This window comes from Candidatus Palauibacter polyketidifaciens, from assembly GCF_947581785.1.
In the GTDB taxonomy this organism is placed as follows: domain Bacteria; phylum Gemmatimonadota; class Gemmatimonadetes; order Palauibacterales; family Palauibacteraceae; genus Palauibacter; species Palauibacter polyketidifaciens.
The window spans coordinates 1-25,817 of sequence record NZ_CANPVO010000049.1; the positions used below are offsets into that span (position 1 = coordinate 1).

The 25,817-nt window shown below is 67.8% G+C and carries 23 protein-coding genes and 1 tRNA gene; 10 read left to right on the top strand and 14 right to left on the bottom strand.

The annotated features are described in order from the left end of the window. A partial coding sequence (locus RN729_RS13285) for a YqiA/YcfP family alpha/beta fold hydrolase (RefSeq protein ID WP_310785487.1) occupies positions 1–1,249 on the top strand: 1,249 nt, incomplete at its 5' end. 4 nt (positions 1,250–1,253) lie between these two features. Continuing rightward, on the top strand, positions 1,254–2,237 hold the full coding sequence (locus RN729_RS13290; RefSeq protein WP_310785489.1) for a DUF3667 domain-containing protein: 984 nt from the start codon (positions 1,254–1,256) through the stop codon (positions 2,235–2,237). On the opposite strand, the gene RN729_RS13295 is transcribed toward RN729_RS13290, so the two are convergent. Further along, positions 2,234–3,532, bottom strand: coding sequence for an acetylornithine deacetylase/succinyl-diaminopimelate desuccinylase family protein (locus RN729_RS13295; protein WP_310785491.1), 1,299 nt, complete (start codon positions 3,530–3,532; stop codon positions 2,234–2,236). The genes RN729_RS13290 and RN729_RS13295 overlap by 4 nt on opposite strands. Before the next feature lie 104 nt (positions 3,533–3,636). On the opposite strand from RN729_RS13295, the gene RN729_RS13300 reads away from it, so the two are divergent. Continuing rightward, positions 3,637–4,425 carry an SDR family NAD(P)-dependent oxidoreductase gene (locus RN729_RS13300; RefSeq protein WP_310785493.1) on the top strand — a complete coding sequence of 263 codons (789 nt, stop codon included), beginning with the start codon at positions 3,637–3,639 and terminating at the stop codon, positions 4,423–4,425. A gap of 147 nt (positions 4,426–4,572) precedes the next feature. On the opposite strand, the gene RN729_RS13305 is transcribed toward RN729_RS13300, so the two are convergent. The 5 genes from RN729_RS13305 to RN729_RS13325 form a co-directional block, all read right to left on the bottom strand. Continuing rightward, complete coding sequence (locus tag RN729_RS13305) at positions 4,573–5,853, bottom strand: type II toxin-antitoxin system HipA family toxin (protein WP_310785494.1); 1,281 nt, start codon at positions 5,851–5,853, stop codon at positions 4,573–4,575. Continuing rightward, a complete protein-coding gene (locus tag RN729_RS13310) occupies positions 5,850–6,146 on the bottom strand; it encodes a type II toxin-antitoxin system Y4mF family antitoxin (protein WP_310785496.1) in 297 nt (98 codons plus the stop codon). Before RN729_RS13310 ends, RN729_RS13305 begins: the two co-directional genes overlap by 4 nt. Before the next feature lie 171 nt (positions 6,147–6,317). Continuing rightward, positions 6,318–7,493, bottom strand: coding sequence for a PepSY-associated TM helix domain-containing protein (locus tag RN729_RS13315; protein WP_310785498.1), 1,176 nt, complete (start codon positions 7,491–7,493; stop codon positions 6,318–6,320). Between the two features lie 52 nt (positions 7,494–7,545). Then, complete coding sequence (locus tag RN729_RS13320; protein WP_310785500.1) at positions 7,546–8,277, bottom strand: helix-hairpin-helix domain-containing protein; 732 nt, start codon at positions 8,275–8,277, stop codon at positions 7,546–7,548. Positions 8,278–8,636: 359 nt separating this feature from the next. Continuing rightward, positions 8,637–9,377, bottom strand: a complete 741-nt coding sequence (locus RN729_RS13325; protein ID WP_310785502.1) for a hypothetical protein — start codon at positions 9,375–9,377, stop codon at positions 8,637–8,639. 214 nt (positions 9,378–9,591) lie between these two features. Between RN729_RS13325 and RN729_RS13330 the strand changes: the two genes are divergently transcribed. The 4 genes from RN729_RS13330 to RN729_RS13345 all read left to right on the top strand — a co-directional run bounded on the left by RN729_RS13330 (position 9,592) and on the right by RN729_RS13345 (position 15,403). Next, entirely contained in the window at positions 9,592–11,802 is a 2,211-nt protein-coding gene (locus tag RN729_RS13330) for a TonB-dependent receptor (protein WP_310785504.1), read from the top strand. Positions 11,803–12,002: 200 nt separating this feature from the next. Continuing rightward, entirely contained in the window at positions 12,003–12,431 is a 429-nt protein-coding gene (locus RN729_RS13335) for a hypothetical protein (RefSeq protein WP_310785506.1), read from the top strand. Positions 12,432–12,702: 271 nt separating this feature from the next. After that, entirely contained in the window at positions 12,703–13,878 is a 1,176-nt protein-coding gene (locus RN729_RS13340; protein ID WP_310785508.1) for an oxygenase MpaB family protein, read from the top strand. 55 nt (positions 13,879–13,933) lie between these two features. Continuing rightward, a complete protein-coding gene (locus RN729_RS13345; RefSeq protein WP_310785510.1) occupies positions 13,934–15,403 on the top strand; it encodes an aldehyde dehydrogenase family protein in 1,470 nt (489 codons plus the stop codon). A gap of 63 nt (positions 15,404–15,466) precedes the next feature. Here RN729_RS13345 and RN729_RS13350 read toward each other — a convergent pair whose 3' ends face one another. Both RN729_RS13350 and RN729_RS13355 read right to left on the bottom strand, forming a co-directional pair. Then, positions 15,467–15,952 (bottom strand): SRPBCC family protein, encoded by a 486-nt coding sequence (locus RN729_RS13350; RefSeq protein WP_310785512.1) that lies wholly within the window; start codon positions 15,950–15,952, stop codon positions 15,467–15,469. Next, positions 15,945–17,324 (bottom strand): cytochrome P450, encoded by a 1,380-nt coding sequence (locus tag RN729_RS13355; RefSeq protein WP_310785514.1) that lies wholly within the window; start codon positions 17,322–17,324, stop codon positions 15,945–15,947. The genes RN729_RS13350 and RN729_RS13355 overlap by 8 nt, the downstream gene beginning before the upstream one ends. Before the next feature lie 285 nt (positions 17,325–17,609). Between RN729_RS13355 and RN729_RS13360 the strand changes: the two genes are divergently transcribed. Next, positions 17,610–18,914: a cytochrome P450 gene (locus RN729_RS13360; RefSeq protein ID WP_310785516.1), complete on the top strand. Its 1,305-nt coding sequence runs from the start codon at positions 17,610–17,612 to the stop codon at positions 18,912–18,914. Between the two features lie 73 nt (positions 18,915–18,987). Here RN729_RS13360 and RN729_RS13365 read toward each other — a convergent pair whose 3' ends face one another. The 4 genes from RN729_RS13365 to RN729_RS13380 form a co-directional block, all read right to left on the bottom strand. Next, the gene (locus RN729_RS13365) at positions 18,988–19,248 is read right to left on the bottom strand and encodes a hypothetical protein (protein WP_310785518.1); all 261 of its coding nucleotides are present in this window, start codon (positions 19,246–19,248) and stop codon (positions 18,988–18,990) included. A gap of 10 nt (positions 19,249–19,258) precedes the next feature. Further along, on the bottom strand, positions 19,259–19,912 hold the full coding sequence (locus RN729_RS13370) for a hypothetical protein (protein ID WP_310785519.1): 654 nt from the start codon (positions 19,910–19,912) through the stop codon (positions 19,259–19,261). A 121-nt stretch (positions 19,913–20,033) separates the two neighbouring features. Beyond that, entirely contained in the window at positions 20,034–22,391 is a 2,358-nt protein-coding gene (locus RN729_RS13375) for an SLC13 family permease (protein WP_310785520.1), read from the bottom strand. 75 nt (positions 22,392–22,466) lie between these two features. Next, positions 22,467–23,723 carry an agmatinase family protein gene (locus RN729_RS13380; protein WP_310785521.1) on the bottom strand — a complete coding sequence of 419 codons (1,257 nt, stop codon included), beginning with the start codon at positions 23,721–23,723 and terminating at the stop codon, positions 22,467–22,469. Positions 23,724–24,004: 281 nt separating this feature from the next. On the opposite strand from RN729_RS13380, the gene RN729_RS13385 reads away from it, so the two are divergent. Continuing rightward, positions 24,005–24,403, top strand: a complete 399-nt coding sequence (locus tag RN729_RS13385) for a hypothetical protein (protein WP_310785523.1) — start codon at positions 24,005–24,007, stop codon at positions 24,401–24,403. An 85-nt stretch (positions 24,404–24,488) separates the two neighbouring features. Here the strand turns inward: RN729_RS13385 and RN729_RS13390 are convergent, their stop codons facing one another. After that, positions 24,489–24,701, bottom strand: coding sequence for a type II toxin-antitoxin system HicB family antitoxin (locus tag RN729_RS13390; RefSeq protein WP_310785524.1), 213 nt, complete (start codon positions 24,699–24,701; stop codon positions 24,489–24,491). Positions 24,702–24,931: 230 nt separating this feature from the next. Next, positions 24,932–25,002: transfer RNA gene (locus RN729_RS13395), tRNA-OTHER, on the bottom strand. A gap of 183 nt (positions 25,003–25,185) precedes the next feature. Between RN729_RS13395 and RN729_RS13400 the strand changes: the two genes are divergently transcribed. Then, positions 25,186–25,428, top strand: a complete 243-nt coding sequence (locus RN729_RS13400; RefSeq protein ID WP_310785526.1) for a hypothetical protein — start codon at positions 25,186–25,188, stop codon at positions 25,426–25,428. The last annotated feature ends 389 nt before the right edge of the window (positions 25,429–25,817 follow it).

Here is a 25,817-nt window from a genome sequence, read left to right on the forward strand (position 1 = left end):
GCCCGACGGCTCCGGAGGCGAGCGGCTGACGCGCGGCGCGGAGACGGGGATCGTCCACCGGCTGACCCGCGTCACCGACGACGACGGGCCCGGCATCGACCCGGACTCACGTCCCTACCTGTCCCTCCACAACGACGGGACGGAGCAGCGCGGCTACGCCCGCTTCGCCGGCGGCTGGGCCAACGCGAGCGACGGAGATCGGGCCGAGACCCTGATCCTGGAGGAAGCGCGCCTGGCCGGACTCACCCGCGCCGACAGCGTAGACGTCCTGCTCTACCGCTCCGAGCGCTTCGACGACCCGCCGGACTACTTCGTCGCGGGTCCGGACCTCGCCGACCCCGCCCAGGTGACGCGGATCAACCCCTTCATCGACGAGGTGGCGTGGGGCCGGGCGGAACTCGTCGACTTCACGAGCGAGTCGGGCCGCGACCTCCAGTTCGTCCTCCTCCTGCCCGCGAACTACGAGGAGGGTCGCGCCGTGCCCACGATCGTGTACACGTACGAGATCCTCACGCCGCAGATGCACTTCTTCCGCGTCCCCAGCGAGCGGGACCACTACAACTACACGGCCTGGAATCAGCACGGGTACGCGGTGCTGCTGCCCGACATCGTGTACCGGGCGCGGGATCCGGGCGTGAGCGCGCTGGAGTCCGTGCGCGCGGCGGTGGCCAAGGCGGTCGAGATGGGGGTGACGGACCCGGACGCGGTCGGCCTCATCGGGCACTCGTGGGGCGGCTACCAGGCGACCTTCCTACCCACGCGGACCGACATCTTCGCGGCGTCCGTGGCGGGGGCGCCGCTCACCGACTTCGTCAGCTTCATGGGCCAGTTGCACTGGAACCCGGGCATCGCCGAGGTGAGCCACTGGGAGACCGGCCAGGCCCGCATGGGGGTGCCGTTCTGGGAGGACCCCGAGGCGCACCGGCGGAATTCGCCCATCCACGAGGTGCAGAACATGGAGACGCCGCTGCTGATGGCGTTCGGCGACGAGGACGGCGTGGTGGACTGGGACCAGGGGACCGAGTTCTTCAACTTCGCCCGCCGCGCCGAGAAACAGATGGTGCTCCTGGTCTATGAGGGGGAGGACCACGGATTCCGCGAGGAGGCGAATCAGAAGGACTACCACCGGCGCATCCTCGAGTGGTTCGGGCACTACCTGAAGGGCGAGCCCGCCCCCGCGTGGATCACGGAAGGGGTGGCGCTCGACGCGCTGGAGGAGGAGAAGAAGCGCGTGGCCGGGAAACCGTGACGCCGTGACTCCCGCCGGCGTGCGCACCTGCCCGAACTGCGGGCGCGACCGGCCGGAGAGCTTCTGCGCGCACTGCGGGCAGAGCGACCGGGACTACGCCCGCGCCCTCCGCTCCGTGGCCGGCGAGTTCGTGCGCGAGACGTTCGAAGTGGATTCCCGCCTCTTCCGCACGCTGAAGCTGCTCATGTTCCGCCCCGGAAGCCTCACCAGGGAGTTCTCCCGCAACCGCCGCGCCGGCTTCGTGTCGCCGGTTCGGCTCTACATCTTCGCCAGCTTCGTCTTCTTCCTCCTGCTGTCGCTGCTGGGGGACATCGGCGAGGCGAGCGCGAACCTGACCGACGAGAGTGTCGACCGCAGCCTGACCGCGGAGGACCGGGCAGACGCGGAGGACCAGGCGGACGCCGCCGCCCAGCCCCCGACGGAAGAGCAGCTCGCGGCCTTCAGGGCGGGGCTACCGCCGGAGCAACAGAGGAAGGCCGACGACATTCTCGCCCGGTCGGACGGCAATTCCCGGCAGCTTCTTCTCACCCTGGCCCAAGCGGGGAACCTCGAGGAGCGGCACTGGACCCTGAGGTTCTTCGTGCTGTCGATGATCGACATCGTTCACGATCCCTCGCTCATACCCCGGCGTTTCCTCGCGAACATGCCGATCGCGATGTTCTGCCTGCTTCCGTTCCTCGGGCTGATCCTCGCCGTCTTCCATTTTCGGAAGAAGCGCTTCTACGTAGAGCACCTGGTTTTTGCCATCCATGTCCAGACGTTCACGTTTCTCGTCTACTCGGTCGCGCTTCTGCTCCCCGAATCGGGGCCGGGCCTCTGGGTCCGCCTGAGCTGTCTGCTGGTTCCGTACCCCTACTTCGTCATTGCCCTCCGACGCTACTACGACAACGGCTGGATCCTGTCGGTGGTGAAGTCGGTCGGGGTCTACGTGCTCTACTCGATGGCGCTGATCCCCGCGTCCCTTCTCTCCATCCTCGTGACCGGCTAGGCTGGGCCGAGCAGTTCGAGGGTGGTGAGTGCGAGGGCCTGCGTGCACGCCACGAGGTCGTCCACCGCGCACGACTCGTCCGGTTGGTGCGCCTCCTCGAGGGGGCCGGGGCCGTAGGCGACGCAGTGGTCGATGCCGGCGATGCGGGCGAAGTGCTTCTGGTCGTAGGTGCCGGGGCTCGCCACGAGTGCCGCGGGGTGGCCGACGACCGTCTCCACCGCGCGGGACAGCGCGGCCACGAGCGGTGAGCCGGGCGGTGCGGAGGTCGGATGCACGACCATGCGCTCCTCGATCGTGAAACGGCGCCCCGGGTCGTCGCCCTCCACCGACGCGACGAGGCGCTCGATCTCGGCGCGCACCTCCTCGAAGGATTCCTCGGGGATGAAACGGCGGTCGAAGGTCGCCGTGCAGCGGTCGGCCACGCACGGCGATTGGGTCGCCCCCCCGCCGGCCTGGCCCCCGGTGACCGCGTTGACGTTCAGCGAGGGGCGCCGGGAGGGTTCGGGCACGACGGGCAGCGCGGACAGGCGCGTCGCCAGTTCGGGAGCGAGCCGGGTTCGGAAGGCTTCCAGGAGGGCGCCCATGTCGTCGATGGCGCTACGGCCGAGGTGGCTCATGCTGCCGTGCGCCGCGTGGCCGTGGGCGATGACGTCGAACCAGTAGACGCCCCGGTGCCCTAGGCACACGCGCGCGGGTCCGAACGGCTCGGGGATGATCGCGTACCGGGTGTCGTCGCTCGAGATGATCCCCGCTTTGCACAGGTGCGCGACCCCGGCGAAGCCGCCGCTCTCCTCGTCGACGGTGGCGCTGATGTCCACGGCCCCGGCGAGTTCGACCCCCGCCCGCCGCAGCGCCTCGACCGCGAACACCGCGGCGGCGATCCCGGACTTCATGTCCGACGCGCCCCTCCCGTAGAGGCGCCCGTCGCGCACCGCGCCCGCGAACGGGTCGACCGTCCACCCGTCGCCCGGGGGAACCACATCGAAGTGGCCGTTAAGGTGGAGCCGCGGGCCTCCCGGAGGGGCCGCGCCCCGTCCCACCACATTCACCCGCGGATATTCGGCGGTATGCTCGGGGCGCCCCTCCGCCGCCACGTATTCGACCGCCAGCCCAATCGTCTCCAGCCGCCGGCCGATCAGGTCGGCGCACTCCCCGTAACACTCCCCGGGCGGATTCACCGTGGGGATCCGGATCATCTCCGCCGTGAAGGCCACGATCTCGTCGACCGCGGCCTCCACCTCGGCGAGGATGCGGTCCTCCCGGCGAAGGTCGGTCGGCGGGTCTGCGTGGTGCATCCGGATCTCCGGGCCGGGGGGACATGCGGGCCGGTTGCCCGGCGAGTGCGGTCCCTACATTGTGTCGCGCCCTACACCACACGAAACCCTGCCAGAGAATCCCCATGACCGCGATGTTCAGCCTGAAGGGACGCACCGCTGCGATCGTCGGAGGCGGTTCCGGCATCGGCGAAGCCGTCGCGATCGGGTGTGCGGAGGCCGGCGCGTACGTGTCCTGCCTCGATATCGACGCGGACGCCGCGGCCCGCACCGCGGCCGCCATCCGGGAGGCGGGGGGCGAGGCCGACTCCGCCCGCCTGGACATCCTGGATGGCCCCGCCGTCACCGCCGCGTTCGAGGCCATCACGGCGGCCCGCGGGTCCCTCGACGTCGTCGTCTGCACCCCCGGCGTGAACGTGCGCAAGCCGCTCCTCGACTACACCGACGAGGAGATCGACCGCGTGCTGGGCCTCAACCTCAAGGGGGGCGCTCACGTCATCCAGGCTGCGGGGCGGATCATGACCGCGCAGGAATCGGGTTCCATCATCCTCTTCAGTTCGATCCGCTCGGTGGTCGTCGAGCCGGGGCAGAGCATGTACGCCGCCACCAAGGCGGGAATCGTGCAGATGGTGCGCACCGCCGCGGCCGAACTCGGGCCCGGCGGGGTGCGGGTGAACGCGGTCGCGCCGGGCGTCATCGACACGCCGCTCACGGTCCCGATCAAGGACAACCCGGGCTGGTACGGCGCCTACGCCGCGCGCAACATCCTCAACCGCTGGGGCAGCGCCGCGGAGATGGCCGGCCCGACCGTCTTCCTCGCCTCTGACGCCGCCAGCTACGTCACCGGCACCGTCCTGTTCGCCGACGGCGGCTGGACCGCCATCGACGGGAGATACACGCCGCCCTCCGGCTGACCCCGACCATGGCGCCCGACTTCACGCACGCTCTCCCATACCTGCTCCTCCGGGTGGCGTTCGGCGCCGCCATGTCGAGAGGCCCCCGTCTCGTTGGGCCCGCCTGCATAGCGCGAGGAGACGCCGCCACGGGCAGCGGGACCGCGGTTACGCCCGCATGGTCGCCTGGCACGCGATGGCGCGCGCGCCGATCCTCTCTTCCAGCCGATCAAGGATCGCGTCGTCGAGACCGTCGGCACGGGCGGCCGCGACGATGCCGGCCAACCGGCCGGCCACGTCGACGGCAACGCCTTCGCACAATGCGTGCACCTCCGCGGCGGGGAGCTCCACGTCCCCGGCGAAACGTGTCCAGTGCCTTGTCCGGATGTATCCCAGACGGGCTTCGCCGCCGATCTTCGTCGCCAGCTTGAGCCTCGGCTCGTAGTGCTCGGGATATGGCAGCAGGCTGGCCACATCGTACAGAGGGGCGAGAGACGCTCGCCCGCCCGCGCCGATCAGCAGGGAGAAGTTCTTCGCGTGCGCGTCGGTTCCGCCGATGACCCAGTTCAGCGCGAGTGCGCGGACGAACCTCCGGAGGTCGTGCCCGGGACGGGTGGAGTGCGTTCGGATCGCCTGGGCCATGGCGCCGCAACCGGGACCGCCGTCGCTCTCGTACTTCGCCGTCGGCGGCAGGCCCATGGCCTGGCAGAGATCTTCCTGGTGGACTCGCACCAGGCCGTCGGCAGTCCCCACGCGGTCGTACCGTTCCACGACGAGCGCCGTCTGTTCGCCGAACCGGCGCACCCGCGAGCGAGCCGCCGCGACGCCGAGCGCACGGGCGAGCGTCAGGCAGAGATGCTCGTTTTCGCAGTGTCCCGGAAAGCCGGGAATCGGAGGTTTCAGAATGTGCGTCGTGGGCGTCCGGCCGCGAGGCACTCCCCACCGACCGTCGGCGAAGTACAAAGCCGTCTTGGCCTGCGCGCCCGCAAGGCTGAACCGGCCGGCGTCTCCGGGGAGACGCCACGCGCTCCCGTCCTCCTTCAGCGCGCGCAGGCGAGCGCCGACCTGCTCCTCCGTCAGCCAGTCGACCTCCGGATCTTGCCCGCCGAGCAGGCGCTCGACGCGGTCGGGGGGCGCAAACTGGACTCCGCCCGGACAATCCTCGCCCGTCGCCCGCAGCAGGGAGAACGCGCTCCGCGCGGAGACGTGGAAGCGTCTCGCCCATCGCGCGAGAACGTTCTCGTTGTCCGGCAGGAGTCCCCACAGCCACGGTGCGATGCCGTCGTGCCCGTACTCGGCGCCGGCGAGAGGCATCGACAGGGACAGCGGGTATGCGCCCGGCGCCCGGCGCCACGCTCCATCGTACGAGAACGTGAGCCGCTCGTGCTTCCGGCGCGACAGGGATCCCATGACCTTGCCGTTCGCTACCGCGACAAGGCGTTCGGTCACGACTCTGGACCCTCGTGGGCTCCAACGATCGCCTCAATGTCGGGGACGGCGATGCGGACGCGGGAACCTGGGGGCTCCGGGAACTTCTCGCCGTGGATCGAAAGCGACAGGTTGAGCGTCGCAAGTGTCTGAAACGCCTTGCCCAGTTCGGCTCGCGGCTTGCCGGCTTCGATCGCCACGATCCACTGCCGGCCAACGCCGGCCGCCCGTGCGAGGTCCGCCTGCGTCATTCCTCGCGCACGTCTGGCCCGGCGGATCAGGAGGCCGAGTTCGAGGGGAGTGCGAAACTGCATCGCCTACCGTCCGGTTACGAGTCACTGTCACCGGCTAAAATGTATGCGATCAGCGACAATCATGCGATGTCGTCGAACTAAGACAAATCACGAATGTCTGCGAACGGCGACAACTTCACGTCACAGATTGAGCGGGCGCCTCTCGAGTCTGCGGAGCCCGAGCCAGGCTCATCAGGTGTGCCTGGCGCTCGCGACGAAGCGTCGCAGCCGGCGCACCGCGAGCGAAAGGCCGGTCCACACCATCAGCGCGGCCGCCAACGAGAAGAGTCCCGCCAGCAGCTGACCCGCAAGCCCCCAGTACTCTCCCGTGTGCGCGTACCGCAGGAACTGCTGCGCACGCCGCCCGGGCGTGTCGTCGGCGAATGATTTCCATGCGCGGGCGGTGCCGGAGGCGGCGTCCAGGGTGAGAACGCCGGTCCTGTGAGGCTGGCCCGCTCGGCCCGCCCGCACCTCGACGCGGACCTCACCGTCCGAGGGGCGCGGCACGTTCAGGATCAGCGTCCGCCACTCCGGCGTCCACGCCTCGGCGGTAGCGAGGACGGCCCCCAGGTCGGGGTCCGGCGCGCGAGCGGGGTCCGGCACGCGGGCGGAGTCCTCCGCGGTCGCCGCCTCCTCGACCGCCGCTCCCTCGATTCCCACTCCTTCGGAAGATGATTCGGGCGGCCATGCCCCGGCGGGCACCACGTTCCCCACGATCGGATAGGCCCGGTCTCCCACGGCCGGATACGACGAAGTGACTCCCGTTGCCGCGATCACGACGAGCGGGAGGACGGACCAGATCCCGACCACCTGGTGCCAGTTGAGATCGCGCCGGGCGCCTCTCTCCCCGCGACGGAGAAGGATCGCGTTGGCGAGCGACCGCCGGGTGACGGGCCGCGGGATCCAGAGGATGGGTCCCGTGAGCAGCAGAAAGAGGAAGGCCAGGTTGAACGCCCCCGTCACCGCCCGCGCGCGACGCACCGAGCCTCCCGAGACGTTGAACCAGCGGTGCCAGTTGTGGACGCTCTCGAAGAACCGCTCGAGTCCGCCCGGTCCCGTCGCCAGCACCCGCCCCGTGTACGGATCGACGCGGGCGTACCGGCCCTGCCCCTCGTGCACGCGCACGGGCGCGCCCGGGTCCGACCGATAGCTCAGCGACGTCGCCGCAAACCCCGCCGCCCCCGCGATCTCCTCCGGCGACAGTCGTACCGCACCCTCCGGCGCGGCCACGGCGTACCGTCGCTCCGCGAGTCCCGTCACCGTTTCCTCCAGCGACAGGACCACGCCCGTCGCCGCCAGCATCAGGATCACGACCCCTGCGGCCGCGGCCACCGCGAGGTGCAGCCAGAAGATGACTGCCCGGATCATCGCATCGACGCCACGGGGCCGACGTCAGCCCGCGCCCCGCCAGGACCCGCGGCTATCCCTCCGGGTTCAGCGTCACGTAGCGCTCGAACCGCGCGACCTCGTTCTCATCCACATACTTCCCGATCTCGCGGCGGAACTGGTCCATGTCGGTGTACGGGCGATACTCCTCGAACTCGTGAGCCATGCGATCGCTCATCCCCGGAACCGCCATGATCTCTTCGCGGGTGGCGCTGTTCAGGTCGATCGGGACGTACACGTAGCGCGCGAGCCGCTCGACCTCTTCCTCGCCCACGTACTTCCCGATTTCCATGCGGAACTCGCCCATGTCCACGTACGGGCGGTACTCCTCGAATTCATGCGCCATCCGGTCGCCCACACCCGGAATCCGCAGGATCTCGTCGGTCGTCACGTCGTTGAGGTTGATCGGCAGCCAGAACGCGCCGTAGGCCGCGAGCGCCGCCTCGTCGCCGATCGCCTCCGCAAGCGCTCCGTGCAGATCCGCCGCGCTCAGGTAGGGCCGTCCGCCGACGACCGCCGCGGCAACCTCCGCCGTGATCCCGGGGACCGCGGTCAACTCGGCTTCGGTGGCGAGGTTGGGGTTCAGGAGGGCGGCCGCTGCATCGGCGGCATCCATATCGCCCATGGCCTCGGTGAACTCTGCGGCGGCGTGTTCGGACTCTGCAGCGGCGTGCTCGGACTCGGCCGCATGTTCATCCCCGCCACAGCCGCCCGTCAGTACCGGGATCATGGCGATGGCAAGGGTTGCGGTGTGATGACGGGACATGCTTCCTCGGCTCCTGGATTAGAATGAGACCCATTCTCAACCGTCTCCGAAGATTCACGGCCGATTCGGCTGGGTCAAGGGTCCTCATCGGCACCGCTTGCCCTGCGGGCGTCAGCCGGTCGAAACCGTCCGGGCGGGATCCCAACTTCGTGCCCGTGGTGGGTGCCTGAAAACCCGTACAAGGCCTTAAGCAAATTGAAAATTGCATTTTGGATTTGCTTAAGCCGATGCACGGGCGGCGACACGCCCATGATTGCTCGAGATCTTCCCGCCGTGGCCCGGGCGGGCCGAGGTGGCCGTAGCCTTCGGGGGAGTCGGTTACTCGTCGATCCGGTGGACAACGTCCCTGGCATCTGCAGCTAGCCCGGCGACCTCAGGGACACGTGCAGGTGATCGGCCGTGCCCACGTGGCGGAGCGTGTGGAAGCCCATCGCCCGGAACGCGAGTTCGGCCGCGAGGTTCCGCCATGCGGGCCGGTTCATGGTGCGAAGATCCAGCGCATGGACGAAGCCGTCGTCCTGCCGGAAGTGCAGGGAAGACTCGTTGGCCGGAAGCCCCGCCCGGGCGTAGAACTCGGGCGTGCGCGCCGCATCGGTGATCACGGCGTCGGGGTCCGCCAGGACGAAGACCGATACGGCCATCCGCAGCAGGGGATGAAGGCCCAGGTACTCGGAGCGCACCTCTTCCGACTTCACGTTCCCACCCGCGATGACGAGCAGCGAGTAGAGCACGAACGCGCCGGCGCCGAGCGCCGCGATCCGGGCCGCGAACCTCCGGAGCCGCTTCCCCGCCCCCAGGCGCCGGCTCGCCGCCCACGCGTAGAACGCCAGGAGCAGCGCGGTGGCGGCCGCCGAGACCGCCAGAGAGGACCACGCCCCCAGCCCCCACTGCTGCCAGGCGAAGACGCCGCCGCGGACGAGGAGGACGAAGGGAAGCACCGCAAGCAGAACCGCCGTCACTCCCCACCGCACGATCCTGCGAAACCAGCGCCCCGGTCGCGTCCGGTCGCGACGGTCCAACTCCCCGGGCCCGCCCGCGTTCTCGGCACCCGGATACTCGACCGTCAGCCCGCTCACGTCTCCCTCGGTGACCCTGTCCATGCTCGTGCCTACGCAGAAGGTCGTCCGTTGGCTTCGGGCGAACAGGTCGCAGCTCACCCTGTTCAGATTCCGGAGGCTGACGCGGTCATAGCAGCCCGGTTGCCCCCTATTGAGAATCCATTATCATTAGGGCCGCAATGCTCTCGGCCACTCCCCCGGCTCGACACCACCCGCAGCGAGCGAGAGCAACCGGAAGCCTTCCAGGACGGGCATGATGAAACGACTCATCGCAGTTCCTTTTCTTCTGATCGTGGGCCTGAGCGCCGCCGCGCCGCCTTCGGCCGCGCAGGCGCAACAGGACGAGGGCGTTATCGAGGGAATCGTTCGGTCGGCGGAGGGCGGGATGCCGCTCGCGGGCGCGACGGTCACGGTCGTCGGCACCGGCCGCGGCGCCGTCACCCACGGAGACGGGGCGTTCCGCATCGCCGTGCCGGACGCCGAGCAGTACCAGCTCCGGGTCGATCGCCTCGGGTACGCAACGACGACGCTCGATGTCGGCCACGGAGAGCTGGCCACGGTCGACCTTGAAGTCGCCGCCGTTCCTTCGCCCGATCTCGTTGTCACGGCAGTCCTGAGCCCCACGGTCGCGAACGAGGCCATCCGGCCCTCCGCGGTCTTCGCGGGGGAGGAACTGCAGCGGCAGCTGGCCGGAACCGTCGCGAAGACGGTGTCGACCGTTCCGGGCGTCGCCGTGAACAGCATGGGGCCGGGCACCGCCCAGCCGGTCATCCGCGGCCTGTCCGGAGACCGGATCCTCATCCTCGAGGACGGCCGGCGCGTCGGCGACGTCATCAACAGCGGCCTGGACCACGCCTCGGCGCTCTCCCCTTCCACGGCTCGGCGTATCGACGTGATTCGCGGGCCGAGCGCGATTCTCTACGGCAGCAGCGTCCTTGGAGGCGTGATCAACGTCGTGCGGGACGAGGTACCCCGCGCGGTGCCGTACCGCCCGACCGGCTTCGCCTCGATGCAGGGGCAGTCCGCGACGCGCGCCCTCGGGGGAAGCGGCGAGATGACCGTCGGAATCACCGAAAACGTCCCGCTCCGCGTCGAGGTGTCGAAGCGCGAGTCCGGGGATCTGCGGACGCCTATCGGGAGGCTCGCGGGAACCCAGACGGATGTATGGAGCGCGTCGGCCGGAACCTCGTGGGTGGACGACTGGGGCTACGCGGGCGGGTCATTTCGCGTCTTCAGGAACGACTACGGGATCCCCGGGGGCTTCCTCGGCGGCCACACGAACCCGGTGCGCACGGAGCAGGAGAGGGCCGCGGGCCGCTTCCGCAGCGTCATCCGGCCCGGGCAGGGCCTGGAGGCGATCGAAGTCGATGCGGGCTACACGACGTACCAGCATCACGAGCAGGAGTCCTCCGGCATTCTCGGTGCGATGTACGAGCGCGAGATCGTGAGCGGCGAGGCTCGGGTACGGCACGGGCGATGGGGTCCGTTCACATCGGGCGCCATCGGAACCAGAGTCTCGTTTGAGGACTTCGGATACGGAGGCGTGCTCTACAACCCGGATTCCCGGCGCAGGACGCAGGCCGCGTATCTCCTCGAGGAGATACAGCTCGATCCGGTCTCGATCGAGGCCGGGCTCCGCTACGATCGGGTCGAGCTGGAACCGGACGAGGAGGACCCGACCTCCGACATCGGACACATCCGCTCACGTTCCTTCGACGCGCTTTCCGGATCGCTGGGTGCGCTTCTGCGGCTGTCCGGCCCCCTCACCGTGGGTGGGAGCGTGGGCCGCGCCTTTCGCACCCCGGATGTACACGAACTCTACTCGGAGGGGCCGCACCTCGCGTCCAATTCCTTCGACGTCGGCAATCCCTCGCTCGAGACGGAAACCGGACTCGGGATCGACCTGTTCGGGCGGCTCACCGGACAACGCCTGAACGCCGAGGCGACGTGGTTCCGCAACGCCATCTCGGGCTACATCTTTCCGCAGGCGACGGGGAAACTCAGCCGCGTCCGGCTCCCCATCTACCAGTTCGTGGGAGAGGACGCCGTGCTCACCGGCTTCGAGGGCGTGCTCGAGTGGTCGATGCCGGCCGGATTCAAGGTGGAGGCCGCCGCGTCGTACGTGCGCGGCACGCTCAGCGCCACAGACGAGCCCCTCCCGTTCATGCCCCCGCTCCAGGGCCGCTTCGCGATCGGCTATTCCCCGGTGGACTGGTTCGTGGAGGCCGAGACGCGGATGGCGAGGAGCCAGGAGCGGACCGGAAGGTTCGAGGAACCGACCGACGGATACGCGATCTTCGGCGTCTCGGGCGGCATGCGCTTCACCTTCGCCGGCCGGCTGCACGTCGTCACGCTCCACCTCGAGAATCTCGGCGACACCGAGTACCGGCATCACCTGTCGAGGGTGAAGGAGATCATGCCCGAGGCCGGCAGAGCCCTCAGCGTCTCCTACCGCGTCGTCTTCTGAACCTCGGCCCTTCCGGCCTACCTCCGGCATACGCGCCCGACCAGGACACTTGCCCCCCGCCCGACACGCCGAGAGGCCTCGGGCGGGGGTTATTCTTGATTCGAGGAGCCGACGGTCTACGTTGATCGAGCCGAACGATTGGCCCCTCCGGCGCGCCATGCCGTCTCTCCGGGCGAGGCCGAACTCCAGGGAGGAACATGATGCTCAGGAACATTCTCGCCGCGATCGTCGGCTACATCGCCATCGTCGCCGTGCTCTTCGCGCTCTCCTCGCTTTTTTGGCTGGCGCTGGGCCCCTCGCGCGCCTTCCAGCCGGGTACGTGGGAGGTCGCCGCCGGCTGGATACTCGGCTCCATCGGGATCGGGTTCGCGGGGGCGTACATCGGCGGACGCGTCTGTGCCCGCGTCGCGCACGACGCCAAGGGCGCCATGATCCTGATCGGCATGATGATCGTGCTCGGAGTGGTGTCGGCCCTGATTCCGGTGGAGGTGGCGACGGGACCGCGCCCCGATGACGTGTCGATGATGGAGGCGACCATGAGCGCCAGCCAGCCGGCATGGCTCCCCTGGCTCAACCCGGTGATCGGCGTCGTGGGCGTCTGGCTCGGATCGCGAAAGTTGCGCGCCTAGCAGCCCGTCCCTGGGCCGCCGGAGTCGCGCCCGGCGGCCCATCCCGCTGCCGCCAGCGCGCGGCACGGCGCCAGGCGCCAGTCGAGTCAGACTGTGGCTGGTCCATGTCACTATCGAATATGCCGCCCAACAGTCCGATATATCTCCCAATTCATACCATTTACTTCTGTCCCGCCCCGGGACTTGAGAGCAGACTTTTTGAAGACGATTGACCTGCGGCCACCGGCCCTTCGCGCTCGGCTGCCCCCCCGGCGCAGCAAGGCACCGCGAATTGAACATTCCGTCCTGTTACGTCGATGGCTACGCGGAAGCGTGGAAGGTGGATGCCAAGTTGGCGGAGCAGTACATCCGCCACACGAACGTAGGCGATCCCGTCGCGGATGCCGTGGTGGCGGCACTGGCCACGACCGCCAGTCCCGCGGGGGTGCACAGGATCATTGCGGAGGCGCTTGAAGGCCGCGGGGACGTACCGAAAGGCACGCCCCAGGTGCTGCGGGACCTCCTTGTCGAGACGGGTACCCTGCCGGACTGGTTCGATCGGGAGTTGTACCGTGACGCGACGCGCGCCTTTCTGCGCAACTCGGACATGGTCCTGGGCGCGCTGGTGGGCGGGGCGATCATCGAGGGCTTTTCGACCCTGATCAGCCGCTCCTTCCGTATCCGAGGGCGGATCACGACGAACGGGGTGCGGCGGCTCAAGCAGAACCTGCAGCAGTTGGTGGATCAGTATTTGCCCGGCGGTATCGAGCCGGGCGGCGACGGGTGGAGACTGACGATCAGAATCCGACTGGTCCACGCGCAGGCTAGACGACTGATCGCGACGTCCGATGAATGGGATCACTCCGTATACGGGGTTCCTCTCAGCGCCGCCCACATGCTGCTTGGCGCCGCAGCTTTCTCCGGGCGGCTGATGCAGCATGTGTCGAAGCTGGGCGGCGATTTCAGCAAGAGGGATCGCGAGGCTTACGTACACGTCTGGCGCCACACCGGTCTCCTGCTCGGGATACCCGACGAGATCATGTTTCGCGACTTCGAATCCTCGGTGCGCTGCTTCGAGATCGGGTCGCTCTGCGAACCTCCGCCCGCGGAGGACGCGATCATCATGGCGAACAGCATCATCAACAGCGCGCCGATCGTGCTGGGGTACGAGAAACCCGACGAGCGGCGTTCCATGGCGGCGTTCATGTACCAGGTATCCCGCGAGTTGATCGGCAACAGGCTGGCGGACCAGCTCAGGTATCCCGCCGCAAGACTGAAGAAAGAGGTGCCGTTGCTGCGGCTGCGGAACCTGGGCAACCGGATATTGCGCAGACTCGCGCCGCCGCTGGCCTCGTATCGCTCGATGGAACGGTTCAGCAGCCTGTTCGCCGTCTCGAATCTGGGCCGATACGAGCACAAGTACAGCTTGCCCACCTCGGTGTTCGACGAGGATTCGGCCGAGTGGTAGCGGCCGGCGCGGCGGCTGGCGCGGCTGACACGCCAACCCCCAAGGGACTCCGAACATGACCGACAAGACCCCCGAAACGATTCGCGACCGCCTCTGGATCGGGAACGAGTGGACGGATGCGCAGGGTGGCGGCACCTTCGCGACGGTGGACCCCGCGACCGAGGAGACGATCGCCGAGGTGGCGGAGGGGGACGCGGCGGATGTCGACCGCGCGGTGGCGGCGGCGCGCGCGGCGTTCCGCGACGACGCGTGGCGGCGGATGAACCCGCACGAGCGCTCCGGGCTGCTCTGGAAGCTGGCGGACCTGGTGGACGCGAACGCCGACGAACTGGGCCTGCTCGAGACCCGGGACAACGGCAAGCCGTACTTCGAGGCGCGGCAGGCCGACGTGCCCATCGCGGCGCAGGTATTCCGCTACTACGCCGGGCTCGCCGACAAGGTGCAGGGCGACACGATCCCGGTGCCGGGGCCCTTTCTCAACTACACGCTGCGCGAGCCCGTGGGGGTGGTCGGGGCGATCGTCCCGTGGAACTTCCCGCTGACGCTGGCGGCGTGGAAGGTGGCGCCGGCGCTCGCCTGCGGGAACACGGTGGTGCTCAAGCCCGCCGAGCAGACGCCGCTGACCGCGCTGCGCCTGGGCGAGCTGGCCGGGGAGGCCGGGTTCCCGCCGGGGGTGCTGAACGTGGTGCCCGGCTTCGGGGAGACCGCGGGCGCGGCGCTGGTGCGGCACGCGGGGGTGGACACGATCACGTTCACCGGCTCGACCGAGGTGGGCCGGATCATCATGCGCGAGGCTGCGGAGACGCTCAAGAAGGTGTCGCTGGAGCTGGGCGGCAAGTCGCCGAACATCGTCTTCGCCGACGCGGACCTGGACGTGGCCGTGCAGGGCGCCTCGATGGGCGTCTTCTACGGCAAGGGCGAGGTGTGCGCGGCGGGGAGCCGGATCCTGGTGGAGCGCGCGGTGCACGACGAGTTCCTGGACGGGCTGAAGGGGCTTGCCGAGCAGGCGACGGTGGGCGACCCGATGGCCCCGACGACGCGCCTGGGGGCGATCGTGAGCGGGGAGCAGCTCGACCGCGTGATGGGGTACGTCGAGGCCGGCAGGCGCGACGGCGCGAACCTGGTGGCGGGCGGCGAGCGCGTGAAGGTGAACGGACGCGGCAACTTCGTGACCGCCACCGTCTTCAGCGACGTGGACCCCGCGATGACCATCGCCCGCGAGGAGATCTTCGGCCCCGTGGCGGCGGTGATCCCCTTCGACGACGTAGACGATGCGGTCGCCAAGGCCAACGATACGCTGTACGGGCTCGCGGCCGGCGTGTGGACCCGCGACATCGGCAAGGCGCACCGGCTGGCGGCGGAGATCGACGCGGGGACGGTGTGGGTGAACACCTACCACCAGTCGGCGCCGGGATCACCGTTCGGCGGCTACAAGGAGAGCGGCTTCGGCAGGGATCTTGGCTTCCACTCGGCGCTGGAGAAGTACACGCACCTCAAGAGCGTCTGGGTGGCGCTGGATCGATAGCGCGGGAGGCCGCGACGGATCGGCGGCCCCGGCGCTCAGCCCTCGCCGCTCAACTCCCGCCGCTCAGCTCGCGCCGTCTTCGATGTGGCGCTTGATCGCCTTGAAGTCGGCCTCGGTGCTGGCCTGGAGGGGGGCCTTCATCAGCTGCGGCAGCCATCTGCCCAGAGGGTTTTTGGGGCGGATCTCCAGCCGGAGTTCCAGTCGCGTCCGGCCTTCGTCCACCGGGACTAGCGTGTAGATCGAATGCCACCGCGCTCCCGCGCCGTTGGACATGTAGCGCACTCGCCGGTGGGGCTCGTACTCGATGCACTCGATGACGTTCCTGTGCAGCCTGGCGAATTTCGCGAACAGCACCTGGACCGCCGTCCAGTCCCGGTTTTCCCGGAACTGCGCCCCGACGCCCATGGTCTCGTCGGAAACGAAGTCCACGCTTTCCACTTCGGGAATCGCTTCGCCGTGCCGGCCGCCGTGCGCGACCGTCGCGAACACGGCTTCCGGGTCCGCGTCGATCGTGTCGATCATCCGGGCCACGAGCACCGGCTCAGCCATGTCGCTCCCTGACGTCCGCCGTCCACGGTCCCACCACGCCGACGGCGGCATCGTTCCGGTTCGGCGGTTCGGCGGACCGGGGTTCCAGCCGGAGCCGCTCGGCGAGCACCGCCACGGCGAACATGAAGAGCCTCCTGGCGATGTCCATCCCCTGGCAGAAGTGAGGGCCCAGGCCGAACGGGATGTAGGCATGGGCCGGACAGGGTGGGCGCGGATTCTCGAGCCAGCGCTCCGGCCTGAAGTCCGACGTCCGATCCCAGTGCTCCGGTGCGTGGTGCAGTGCCCGCATCGCCACGTGAACGAGCGTCCCCTCGGAAATCCGGTACCCGCCGAGCAGACGGTCCTCCGTCGCCTCCTTGGGCAACATCACGGGCGTCGGCGGGTCGATCCGGAGCACTTCGTCGAGTACGGCGCTGGTGTACGGGAGCCTGTCGAAGGCGGTCTCGTCGATGCTGCCGCCATTCAGGACGGCGTCCGCCTCGCGCTCCACCTTCCGGCGGACATCGGGATTCGCGGCCAGATAGTGGACCCCGAAGGCGAGGGCGCTGGTCGGCGCGTCGATGAAGGCCGTGAGCAGGATGATCAGCTCATCCCGGATCGCCTGGTCGGTGTCCAGCCCTCCCGCGGCGCCATCGAGATCCATGGCCCGCACGTACTTCGCGACGATGTCGTTGCGTGAGTATCCGGAGGCGCGGGCTTTCAGCATGGCGGCGTAGAGCGCGTCGTCGACGAGCTTCACGCTCTTCCTCCCCCGCCGGAGGGTCGGCAGGGGCAGCGACTTGAGCAGCTTCGGTCCGGGCACGATGTCCAGCAGCAGGTACATCTTCTGCAGGTCGAGCGCGTCTTCGCCCAGTCGACGGGGAAGCTGGACGTCGCGGCCGAGGACGATCTCGACGATGGCGTCCCAGGCGAAACGTTCGAACTCCTTGACGAGGTCGGCGCCCTCGCCCCCATCGTCGCCCGCGAGGGAAAGGAGCCGGCCTCTCAGGCGGAGCGCCTTCTCGGCGATGATCGCCGCGTAGGCGCCCTCCGAGTCGCCGGCGAAGGCCGACGCCATGAACTCGCTTCGTCGCCGATGCTCTTCGCCCTGGTGCAGAGAGATCGAGCCGTACTTGAAGTCGTCCGTGAGGTCGCCGGGAAACCATGGCCGAAAGTACGGTTGCTGCGTGACCAGGACCTCGCGAATGAGTTCGGTGTCGAAGACGATGCAGCACTTCATGAACGGAAGTTCGAAGGAGACGATGTCTCCGTACTCGTGGCGGAGCCGGTTCGCGAACTCGCTGAAGTCGCTCGTCCGCTCTCGAAGGTTCCGGAGTCGTTGACCCTTCGGACCGGGCGGTGAAGGTACGGCGCTGCCGGCTGATTCCTTCATTGAGCGGTTCATGGCAACACACTAGGGTCCAACGCGCGCTCGTGTACACTGTCCGATCCGTCCTCTGACTATGCGATATGACTATCCTGTCATACAGTTGCGGACTGTCCCGACATCACCAGCGGCATGCAGTTTGAATCGAAGCCGTCCGGCACTACCCTCGTCAATCACACCGTCGCCTCCGGGAGCACCGCAAGCGTGACCACCACAGAACGGCGGACCGACCCCACAACCCGGCCGGATCGCCAGCTTCCTCCCGGTCCGCCGCGCAAGAAGCTCCGGACCATGCGCCGGCTGGCGGCCGACTACACCGGCTTCTTCCACTGGCTCTACGAACGCTGGGGCGACATCGTCTACTTCGAAGTGCCCAACGGCAGGCACTGCGCGGTCTTCGACCCGGACATCGCCGAGGAGGCCCTCGGGCGGAATCCGGAGCTGTTCCAGAAAGACACTCCGGCTTTCGCTTTCGAGGTCATTCAGTCCCCCTGCCTCGCCAGGACGCCGTTCGGCGACGAGCACCGACGCCTCACGGATCTCATGCTCACCGCGTTTACTCCCGAGCGGACCGAGGCATTCAGGCGGATCGCCGTCTCGGAAGCCTCGTCCTTCGCCGAGGGGTTCACGGCGGGAAGCACCGTCGATTTCCGGGCCGAGGTCGAGCGCTACACATGGAACGCGCTGACGACTTCGATGCTCGGCGCCGGGAGTGAACTGGGCCCGGGGCCGGGTCTCGCCATGCTGAGGGCGGCCAAGCTCAGCTTCATCGTGTTCGCCATGCCCGGTTACAAGCTGATCAGGAAACTGCCCCTGCCGCACGATCTGAAGGCGCGCAAGGCGATCAGACCGCTTGATACGGCCGTGTATGACTCGATCCGGAAGGCCAGGGATCCCGACAGTCGGGAAACGAGTCTGATCGCGCACTTCGTCCAGGCGACGGAGCGGGGAGAGTCGGACTGGTCCTTCAGCAGTGACTCGGAGATTCGCGACGAGGCGTACGCGGCGTTCGTCGGCGCCTGGGATCCGGCTGTTCATGCGATGGCCTACATTCCGCACTACCTGAGCCGCAATCCGGGGGTTCGGGCGCGGCTCGAGGAGGAAGTGGATCGCGTCGCCGGCGACCGGCCGTTGCGTGCCGAGGACCTCGAGCGGCTTCCTTACGCCGAGGCCGTCTTCAACGAGCTGCTTCGTCTTCAGCCTGCAGCCCCGCTCCTGGTGCCCCGCCGGGCGGTGCAGGACACGTCGCTCGGCGGCTACTTCATACCAAAGGGCACTCTGGTCGACGTCGTCACGCACGTGATGCACCGCCGGGTCGACTACTGGCGGGACGCCGAGGAGTTCAAGCCTGAGCGCTGGCTGGAGGGACAGGCGTGCCCGCGCGGGGTCTACAAGCCGTTCGGCATAGAGCCCAGAGGCTGCAAGGGCATTCCCCTCGCCATGGCTGTCTGCGTCTCCGGACTCGCCGGCCTGGCCCGGAAATGGCGACTGGAGCCGGAATCCGACGAGCTGCCGGCCGACGGCCTGGAAGTCGGCCTCCTGAGCGGCCCCATCCGCACCAGGGTCGTGCCTCGAGCCCTGCGGCTCCAGACCTGACGGGCCCGGATACGGGCGAGGAGTTCGTGCGGGTCGGCCTCTGCCGCGGTGGAAGACGGGCGGGATGTCATGGCTATGTTTTTGCGACGACCTTCAGGATCACGCCAGCCAGGTCCTCGATGTTGTCGACGATTCCGTTGATCTTCTCGTTGCGCGAGCCGGCGCCGTTCACGATCTCCATCAGCTCCGCCAGCCGCTGCTTGTCGCTGGGCTTCGGAAAGAGTTCGTTGATCTCGCGATCCGTCATCGTGGTCAGCGACGAGATGTCGCCAGCCAGGTCACGCGCGGTCTCCTGCCTGGCCTCCGCAGCGATCTCGCTCCAGTTCAGGCCCATGCTCGTTCTCCTATTCATTCGGTTCCGTGCCCGTGATGATCGCCTTGGCCGCTTCGATCCTGCGTAGATACTCGGCGGCGTCGTCGACACCCGCGCGGAGGCTCGACACCGCGCTGTCGACCCCGTCGATCACCCCGTAGACCCGGTCTTCCGTCACACCCGCGGCCTCGAGAAAGCGATCACGGTTCCCGGCGACCTCGGCCGCCGACCAGAGAAAGCTGGTGAGCGTGTTGTTGATCGCCGCCGCCTCGTCATACTCCCGTTCGATGCTCCGGCGGATGAGACGCTCCAGCTCATCGAGCGGCACCACGAGCTCGACACGCATCCGGTTGATCTCCTGCTGCAGTGCCGGGCCGGCGTCGACCAGAAACCGGAGGCGCTCGGCTTCGCTCTCGCTCTCGACGATGCGGCGCCACTCCGCGGCGACGTCCCGTCTGCTGAAGATCCTCCGGGCGAACTCCGGCACGAACGTCTCGTCGATGAAGCGGTCGACCTCACGGCGCTTGAGGTCGAAATACCGCTGCAGGAGCGTGATGTTGGCGTTCTCCAGAGCCCTGAGGCGCTGACCGAGGGCCTGCGACAACTCCGGCGCTTCGCTCGGAATGCTCGCGCACCCCGCCAGGACCGACGTCAGGAGCCCCAGCAGGGCAAGACGGACTCTCATGTATGCACTCTCCTCATGAGTCGAGTTCAGGGTCGCCCCCGGGTACGCCCGAGCGCGGGAATCAACGGGCGGTGTGCGGCGAGGGGGACGATTCTACAAGGTCAGGGCACGACGCGCGGCTTCAGCCTGCGGGCACGAGCCGCCATACGAGGGGGAGGACGGTCAGGACCACGGCCATGACCAGGACCAGCAGCGGGAATCCCGCCTTGATGAAATCGACGAATCGGTATCCGCCGAAACCCATCACCAACAGATTGACCGGGTGGCCCACCGGGCTCATGAAGGCGCAGGAACTTGCCACCGCGACCGTCATCATCAGCGCCTGGGGCGAGAGTCCTTCACTCGTGGCCGTGCTGAGAGCAATCGGCGACATGAGGACCGACACCGCCGCCGTCGGCATCATCTGAGCGGACAGCGCGGTGATCAGGAAAAGTCCCGCCACCACGGCCAGAGGGCCGAAGTCCGCCAGAGATCCCAGCACCGCCTCGGCCACCAGCGCGGCCGTTCCGGATTCCTGCATCGCCAGTCCCAGGCTCAGCATCCCCGCGATCAGGACCACCGCCTTCAACTCGATACACCGATAGGCCTCTTCGATGTTGAGACAGCCCGTCAGCACCATCGCGACCGCTCCGATCGGCGCCGCGATGAAGATCGGCAGAAGGCCCGAGACCACCGAAGCCAGGACGCCCGTCATGATGACGGCGCTGACCGGAGCCTTCCGGCTTCGCACCACCTCCGCCGCCCCTTCGGTCATGACGAGGAAGTCCGGGTGTTCCACCAGGAGCGCGAGCTTGTTCCTGTCGCCGTAAAGCAGGAACGCATCGCCCGGGAGCAGTTCCATTCGCGGGAGCCCGCTCCGGTAGATCTTTCCATTCCGCCATATCGCAAGGATGGAAACACCGTAGTTCTTGCGGAACCCGAGTTCCTCGATCGTCTTTCCCGCGAACGTCGTGCGCGGAGAAAGCGAAGCCTCCGCCAGGCCGACGGTGTCCGACTCCAGCCGGCTGAAGTCCAGGGGACGGTTGTCGCCCACCGTCAATCCCTGGAGCCCCCCCAGAATCTCGAGATCCTCGAACCGCCCCCGGAGCAGGAGGACGTCCCCTCCCTCGAGTTTCGTGTCCGGATCCGGCATGAGAAGCTCTTCATCGGCCCGCAGGATCCCCACCACCGTCAGGCCGAATGCATCGGCCAACCGGGTTTCCGCGAGCAGCTGACCGGCGAGCAGCGATTCTTCCGAGATTCTGACGCTCTGGATCCGGCGCTCCAGCCGGTAGCGGGGAAGCAGTTCTCCTGCCGGCACGGAATGGACGGCGCCGAACGTCCGGTCCTCCCCCGGTGCGGCGAGGCGTCCGCTCTTCGCCGCAACCAGCAGGCGGTCCCCCGGAGCGAGCGTCATCAGCCGCAATCCCGTGCGATGCGCCCGATCGCCCCGCAGAATCGCGAGTACGTGCAGGCCACGGGTCCGGCGCAGATCCGCCTCTCGAACGGTCTGCCCGATCAGCGGCGAATCTTCCGCCAACTCCAGTTCCGCGACCTCGATGGAGGCGTCGGCGATCCGCTCCAGCGTTCGGTCCCGCGACTCGATCTCCAGGTGCTTCCATGCGCGCAGGGCCTCGAACCGCTCGAGGGTGCCTTCGACGACCAGCTCATCTCCCCCGCCCAGAACGAAGTCGGTCCCGGGCGCGAGGATCATCTGCCCGCTTCGCTGCACGGCGACCACGTTGAGGCCCAGGGCCTGGCCCAACCGGCTCTGCTGCAGCGTCCTGCCCGCCAGGGTCGAATCGTCTGGGGCTCTCAGCATGCCGATCAGGCCGCGCAGGTCGTAGAGTCCCCCCAGATCCGCGGGAGTCGATTCCTTCTTCGGATCCCGGTCCGGAAACAGCCGTCGGCCCAGGAAAGTCATGTAGACGATTCCGACCGCGAGCGCGGTCAGCCCGACGGGCGTGAACGAGAACATCCCGAAGGGCTCGAACCCGGCGTCCTGCAGCGCCCCGTTGACGAGGATGTTCGGCGCGGTCCCGATCAGGGTCGTCATCCCGCCGAGCAGGGATCCGAAGGCGAGGGGCATGAGCAGCTTGGACGGCGGCGTCCCCGTGCGGCGGGCCATGTCCAGCACGACCGGCAGCATGAGCGCCGTGATCCCGATGTCGTTCATGATTCCCGACAGGAGGCCCACCGTGGCCATCATCACCGCGACGAGGCGGCCGACTCCATCGCCCGATGCCGCCAGAACGCGCTGGCCAATGAAATGAGCCACCCCGGTCCGCGTGAGCGCTCCGCTCAGGACCAGGACCGAGGCGATGGTGATGACCGCTTCGTTGGCGAAGCCCATGACCGCCTGCTCGCCCTCGAGGATGCCGGTCACGACGAGACTCAGCATCACCATCAACGCGACGAGGTCTACCCGGATCTTCTCGGTGACGAACAGGACCACCGCGACCGCGAGAATCCCCCCGACGACGAAGACCTCGAGATTCACTCAGCCGCCGCGAGTCGGGGATCGCCCGGTCCATGGGGTTTCGTCATCCAGTCCTTTTTCCGCGCGCGCGGGCGGCTACCGGCGGCCGTCGTCGCGCGTGAGGGGACTCAGGTAGTCGCGGTTGCCGAGGCCGAGCTTCCGGAGAGCGATGCCCGTCATGCACTCGTCCACGATCTTCTTGGCGTTGAGCATGGTCGTGTAGCCGGGGTCGACGAGCGGGTTGAGTTCGACCAGGTCGAAGCCCACCACGTTGTTCTCCGAGCAGAGCCCGCGGACCATGTAGAAGACCTCCCGGGGCGTCAGGCCTCCCGGCACCGGCGTCCCCGTGCCCGAGGTGTAGGCCGGGTCCATGACGTCGATGTCGAAGGAGATGTGCAGGTATTCGGGGCCTTCGTTCGCCTGGTCGAGGACTTCGGTCATGACGTTCGTCCAGCCGTCCCGGTCGATCTCGGCCATCGTGTGGTACCGCATGTCGTTCGCCCGCATCCACTCGAAGCCCGACGGCCCCGGCCAACTGCCCCGCAACCCCACCTGGATGAAGTTCCGGCCGAGGATGTGGCCGTCATCGATCAGGCGGCGCACCGGCTGCGCGTGCGAGATCAGGTGGCCGTGCCGGGCGTCCCCCGCATCGTAGTGCGCGTCGAAGTGGATGACGCCGACGTTCTCCTTGCCGTACACATCCGCGAGTCCCGCCACGTTGGCGAACTCGATCGAGTGGTCCCCCCCGATGATCACGGGGATGGCGCCCGTCTCCGCGATCTCGCGCACCATGCGGCGGATCGGCGGCATGCTGCGCTCCACGCTCAGGTTGTCGATGGGCGCGTTGCCGTAATCGACCGCCGTGAGTTCGCTTCGCCACGAGATCATCGTCTCCATGCTGCCCACGCTGCGCCGCATGGCCCGGAGCGCGGTCGGTCCCTCGCCCGCCCCGCGGTACCCCACCCCCATGTCGACCGGCGCCCCCATGAAGGCGACTTCGACCTCGCCCGCGACGAGGTCCTCGGGCGTGCGCGCGATCGGCAGCCCGAAGAAGGTGAGGACGGATCCGACCTCGATGGGTCCCGGTTCCCGCGGAGGATCCCCGGAGATGTCCCGGTCCTGCCACACCGCGAGGTTGGGGTCGCTCGCGTCGAGCCGGATGATGGCCGAGTCGGCCGGGAGCGGCTCCCGTTCGGGGACGGTGTCGGGGGCAGCGTCCGTAACGGTGTCCGCCGGCGCATCCGTGGCCGCGACCTCGCCTGATTCCGGCGGCGGAACCTCGCACGCCGCCAGCAGCAGGCCACAAAGGAGGAGGGCGGTGGAAGACGGGCGGGATGTCATGGCTTCAATCACGTCGGGCAGCCGGCGCGGAGGAGAGGGGATCGTCTCGGTGGGAAGCCTACGGAGCGCCACACCGGCGGGCAATCGGAGAGGCGCGTTCATGGTCACCGGGGGCAGAGTTTGGAGTTCGGGTCAGGGGACCCTAAACCCAAGAGCCCCGAGGACGAAACGGCCTCGGGGCTCTTACCTCAGCGTCTTGCTGCACCCGAAGGCCTTTAGCAGTAGAGGACGACCTGAGGCATACACATGGAGTATCGTCAACTCTCACCCAAGCCGCAACTTGTGGAGTTGCTATGCTATCGATCGAAGGTCTTCGAAGTGTGCTTTCGGCGGAGCGGCTGAGTGCCTACGCGCTGCCTGAGGACGCCGACGAAGTCGACACCGTCGCCAGATACCTCTGGAACCTGGCGCTGTGCAGCGCCCTCCAGCCAGCGCTTCATACCCTCGAGATTACCGTCCGAAACCGCCTCTTCAACATCTCCAGAAGGATCGTAGATGAGACCAGGCTAAGTTTCGACAAGATCCCGTGTTGGCTCGACGCTCGTCCCCCGCTACTTGCTGACCGCGAGCGTCAGGCCGTCTCTCGTCCGGTTCGCGGCAGCGTCGAGGGCATCTCGCTTGATCCGATTCGCCCCGCCGCCAAGAACCCCAAACAGGATCCATGTGCGTTGGTCACTGGGAGCAGGGTCTGATGTTCGGATCCGGGGGGCCCTTAACCCAAGAGCCCCGATGTGTATTCGTGGGGGGAAGAGCCAACGCGGTGTAGTGCTGAGTCGGTCAAGCCGGCACCAGGCGCTGGCCCTTCGGTTCCGGTACGGGCCGTCCCAACTCACGTGCCCGGTCGATCCACAGCTGCATTGCATCCTTGATGTTGCTCAAGGCGCTCTCGTGATCGTCTCCGTGCGCCATGCACCCGGGCAACTCGGGCGCCTCGGCGACGAAAGCCTGATCATCGTCGCTCCAGTAGAGAATGATCTCGTACTTGTACATCAGTCGTCTGCTCCCAACTTGTACTTGAGGATCAGCTGCCGAACCTGCCTAACCCCGGCTTTAACACAAGGGTCCGCCGCAGTCTCAACCGCCCATCATCAGCGGGATTCCATCAAGCAGGCCGTCGAAGACTGGCGCGCCGACCACCAGCGCATCTGAACGGCACGCTCGCCGCGGTTCCCGGATGCGCGACGAGCCCGCGGCCAACCCTCCCTCTCGCGTAAGTCCAATGGAGCCGCATCGGATTCGAACCGACGACCTCCTGCTTGCAAAACGTCGATCAGGGTTTGTGATTTACGGCAAGAAATCACGTAAAGTCAACTGGGACTGCACGATCTGCCGTTCTTGCCATGAGGCCACGACGAGCCCGGTCACGCTCGGATAGCGAGAAGATCGGCTCAAACAGCGGGAATCTGACGGGCCTTTGACGCTGACGTTCGCACTACACGAACCGGGGTCGCCCCTCCACCACAAGGAAGTCACGATGATTCTGACGAACAATGTCGTCCAGCGCATCCTCTGCATCAGGAACGGGGACTCCGTTGGTACCGCGTTCACCATCGATCGTGCCGTGGGGCAGTACATCGTCACCGCCCGCCATGTCGTCGACGGCATGGCGTCCGCGTGCGCGGTCTCAACACGCCACGAGCTCCAGACATCCGTGGTGCGAGCGGCTAGGTGGACCGGAATGGTGGTCGGCCGATGGACCGCAAGATCTCCAACGTGAGCTGGATCCAGATGGGCGGTGTGCCGCAGAACGTGGTACTCACGTCGGAGTGCCGGAGAAATGGGTATTCCGTAGGGCAACGCGACTCCATACCGGTCAAGAGATCGGTCGGCCAAAATCTTGGATCCAGAGCGCCGACCCAAGGGCTAGGGCCGCGGGGATTTGCCCGAACTGGAGCCGGAAGACGGGCCGTGCTGGCGTTCGACGCGGCGCGAGCGCAGGCTCGTTTCGATCCCGCTCGAGTGAAGCGTCAAAATCGTCAAACGGACGGCTTTGGGCGGGCATCAAGTGATCGGCTTCCTGCAGCGGTCGTCCACCCGTGGTCGCGGTTTCGTGACCCGCGGGAGCGGGTCAGAATCGATCGTGGTCGATTGCTCGAGCTGGTATCC

Coding starts and splice junctions, on each gene's coding strand:
- RN729_RS13295 (WP_310785491.1), bottom strand. CDS start 3,532: ATGCACCACGCAGACCCGCCGACCGACCTTCGCCGGGAGGACCGCATC.
- RN729_RS13300 (WP_310785493.1), top strand. CDS start 3,637: ATGACCGCGATGTTCAGCCTGAAGGGACGCACCGCTGCGATCGTCGGA.
- RN729_RS13310 (WP_310785496.1), bottom strand. CDS start 6,146: ATGCAGTTTCGCACTCCCCTCGAACTCGGCCTCCTGATCCGCCGGGCC.
- RN729_RS13315 (WP_310785498.1), bottom strand. CDS start 7,493: ATGATCCGGGCAGTCATCTTCTGGCTGCACCTCGCGGTGGCCGCGGCC.
- RN729_RS13320 (WP_310785500.1), bottom strand. CDS start 8,277: ATGTCCCGTCATCACACCGCAACCCTTGCCATCGCCATGATCCCGGTA.
- RN729_RS13325 (WP_310785502.1), bottom strand. CDS start 9,377: ATGGACAGGGTCACCGAGGGAGACGTGAGCGGGCTGACGGTCGAGTAT.
- RN729_RS13330 (WP_310785504.1), top strand. CDS start 9,592: ATGAAACGACTCATCGCAGTTCCTTTTCTTCTGATCGTGGGCCTGAGC.
- RN729_RS13335 (WP_310785506.1), top strand. CDS start 12,003: ATGCTCAGGAACATTCTCGCCGCGATCGTCGGCTACATCGCCATCGTC.
- RN729_RS13345 (WP_310785510.1), top strand. CDS start 13,934: ATGACCGACAAGACCCCCGAAACGATTCGCGACCGCCTCTGGATCGGG.
- RN729_RS13350 (WP_310785512.1), bottom strand. CDS start 15,952: ATGGCTGAGCCGGTGCTCGTGGCCCGGATGATCGACACGATCGACGCG.
- RN729_RS13355 (WP_310785514.1), bottom strand. CDS start 17,324: ATGAAGGAATCAGCCGGCAGCGCCGTACCTTCACCGCCCGGTCCGAAG.
- RN729_RS13360 (WP_310785516.1), top strand. CDS start 17,610: ATGCGCCGGCTGGCGGCCGACTACACCGGCTTCTTCCACTGGCTCTAC.
- RN729_RS13365 (WP_310785518.1), bottom strand. CDS start 19,248: ATGGGCCTGAACTGGAGCGAGATCGCTGCGGAGGCCAGGCAGGAGACC.
- RN729_RS13370 (WP_310785519.1), bottom strand. CDS start 19,912: ATGAGAGTCCGTCTTGCCCTGCTGGGGCTCCTGACGTCGGTCCTGGCG.
- RN729_RS13385 (WP_310785523.1), top strand. CDS start 24,005: ATGCTATCGATCGAAGGTCTTCGAAGTGTGCTTTCGGCGGAGCGGCTG.
- RN729_RS13390 (WP_310785524.1), bottom strand. CDS start 24,701: ATGTACAAGTACGAGATCATTCTCTACTGGAGCGACGATGATCAGGCT.
- RN729_RS13400 (WP_310785526.1), top strand. CDS start 25,186: ATGATTCTGACGAACAATGTCGTCCAGCGCATCCTCTGCATCAGGAAC.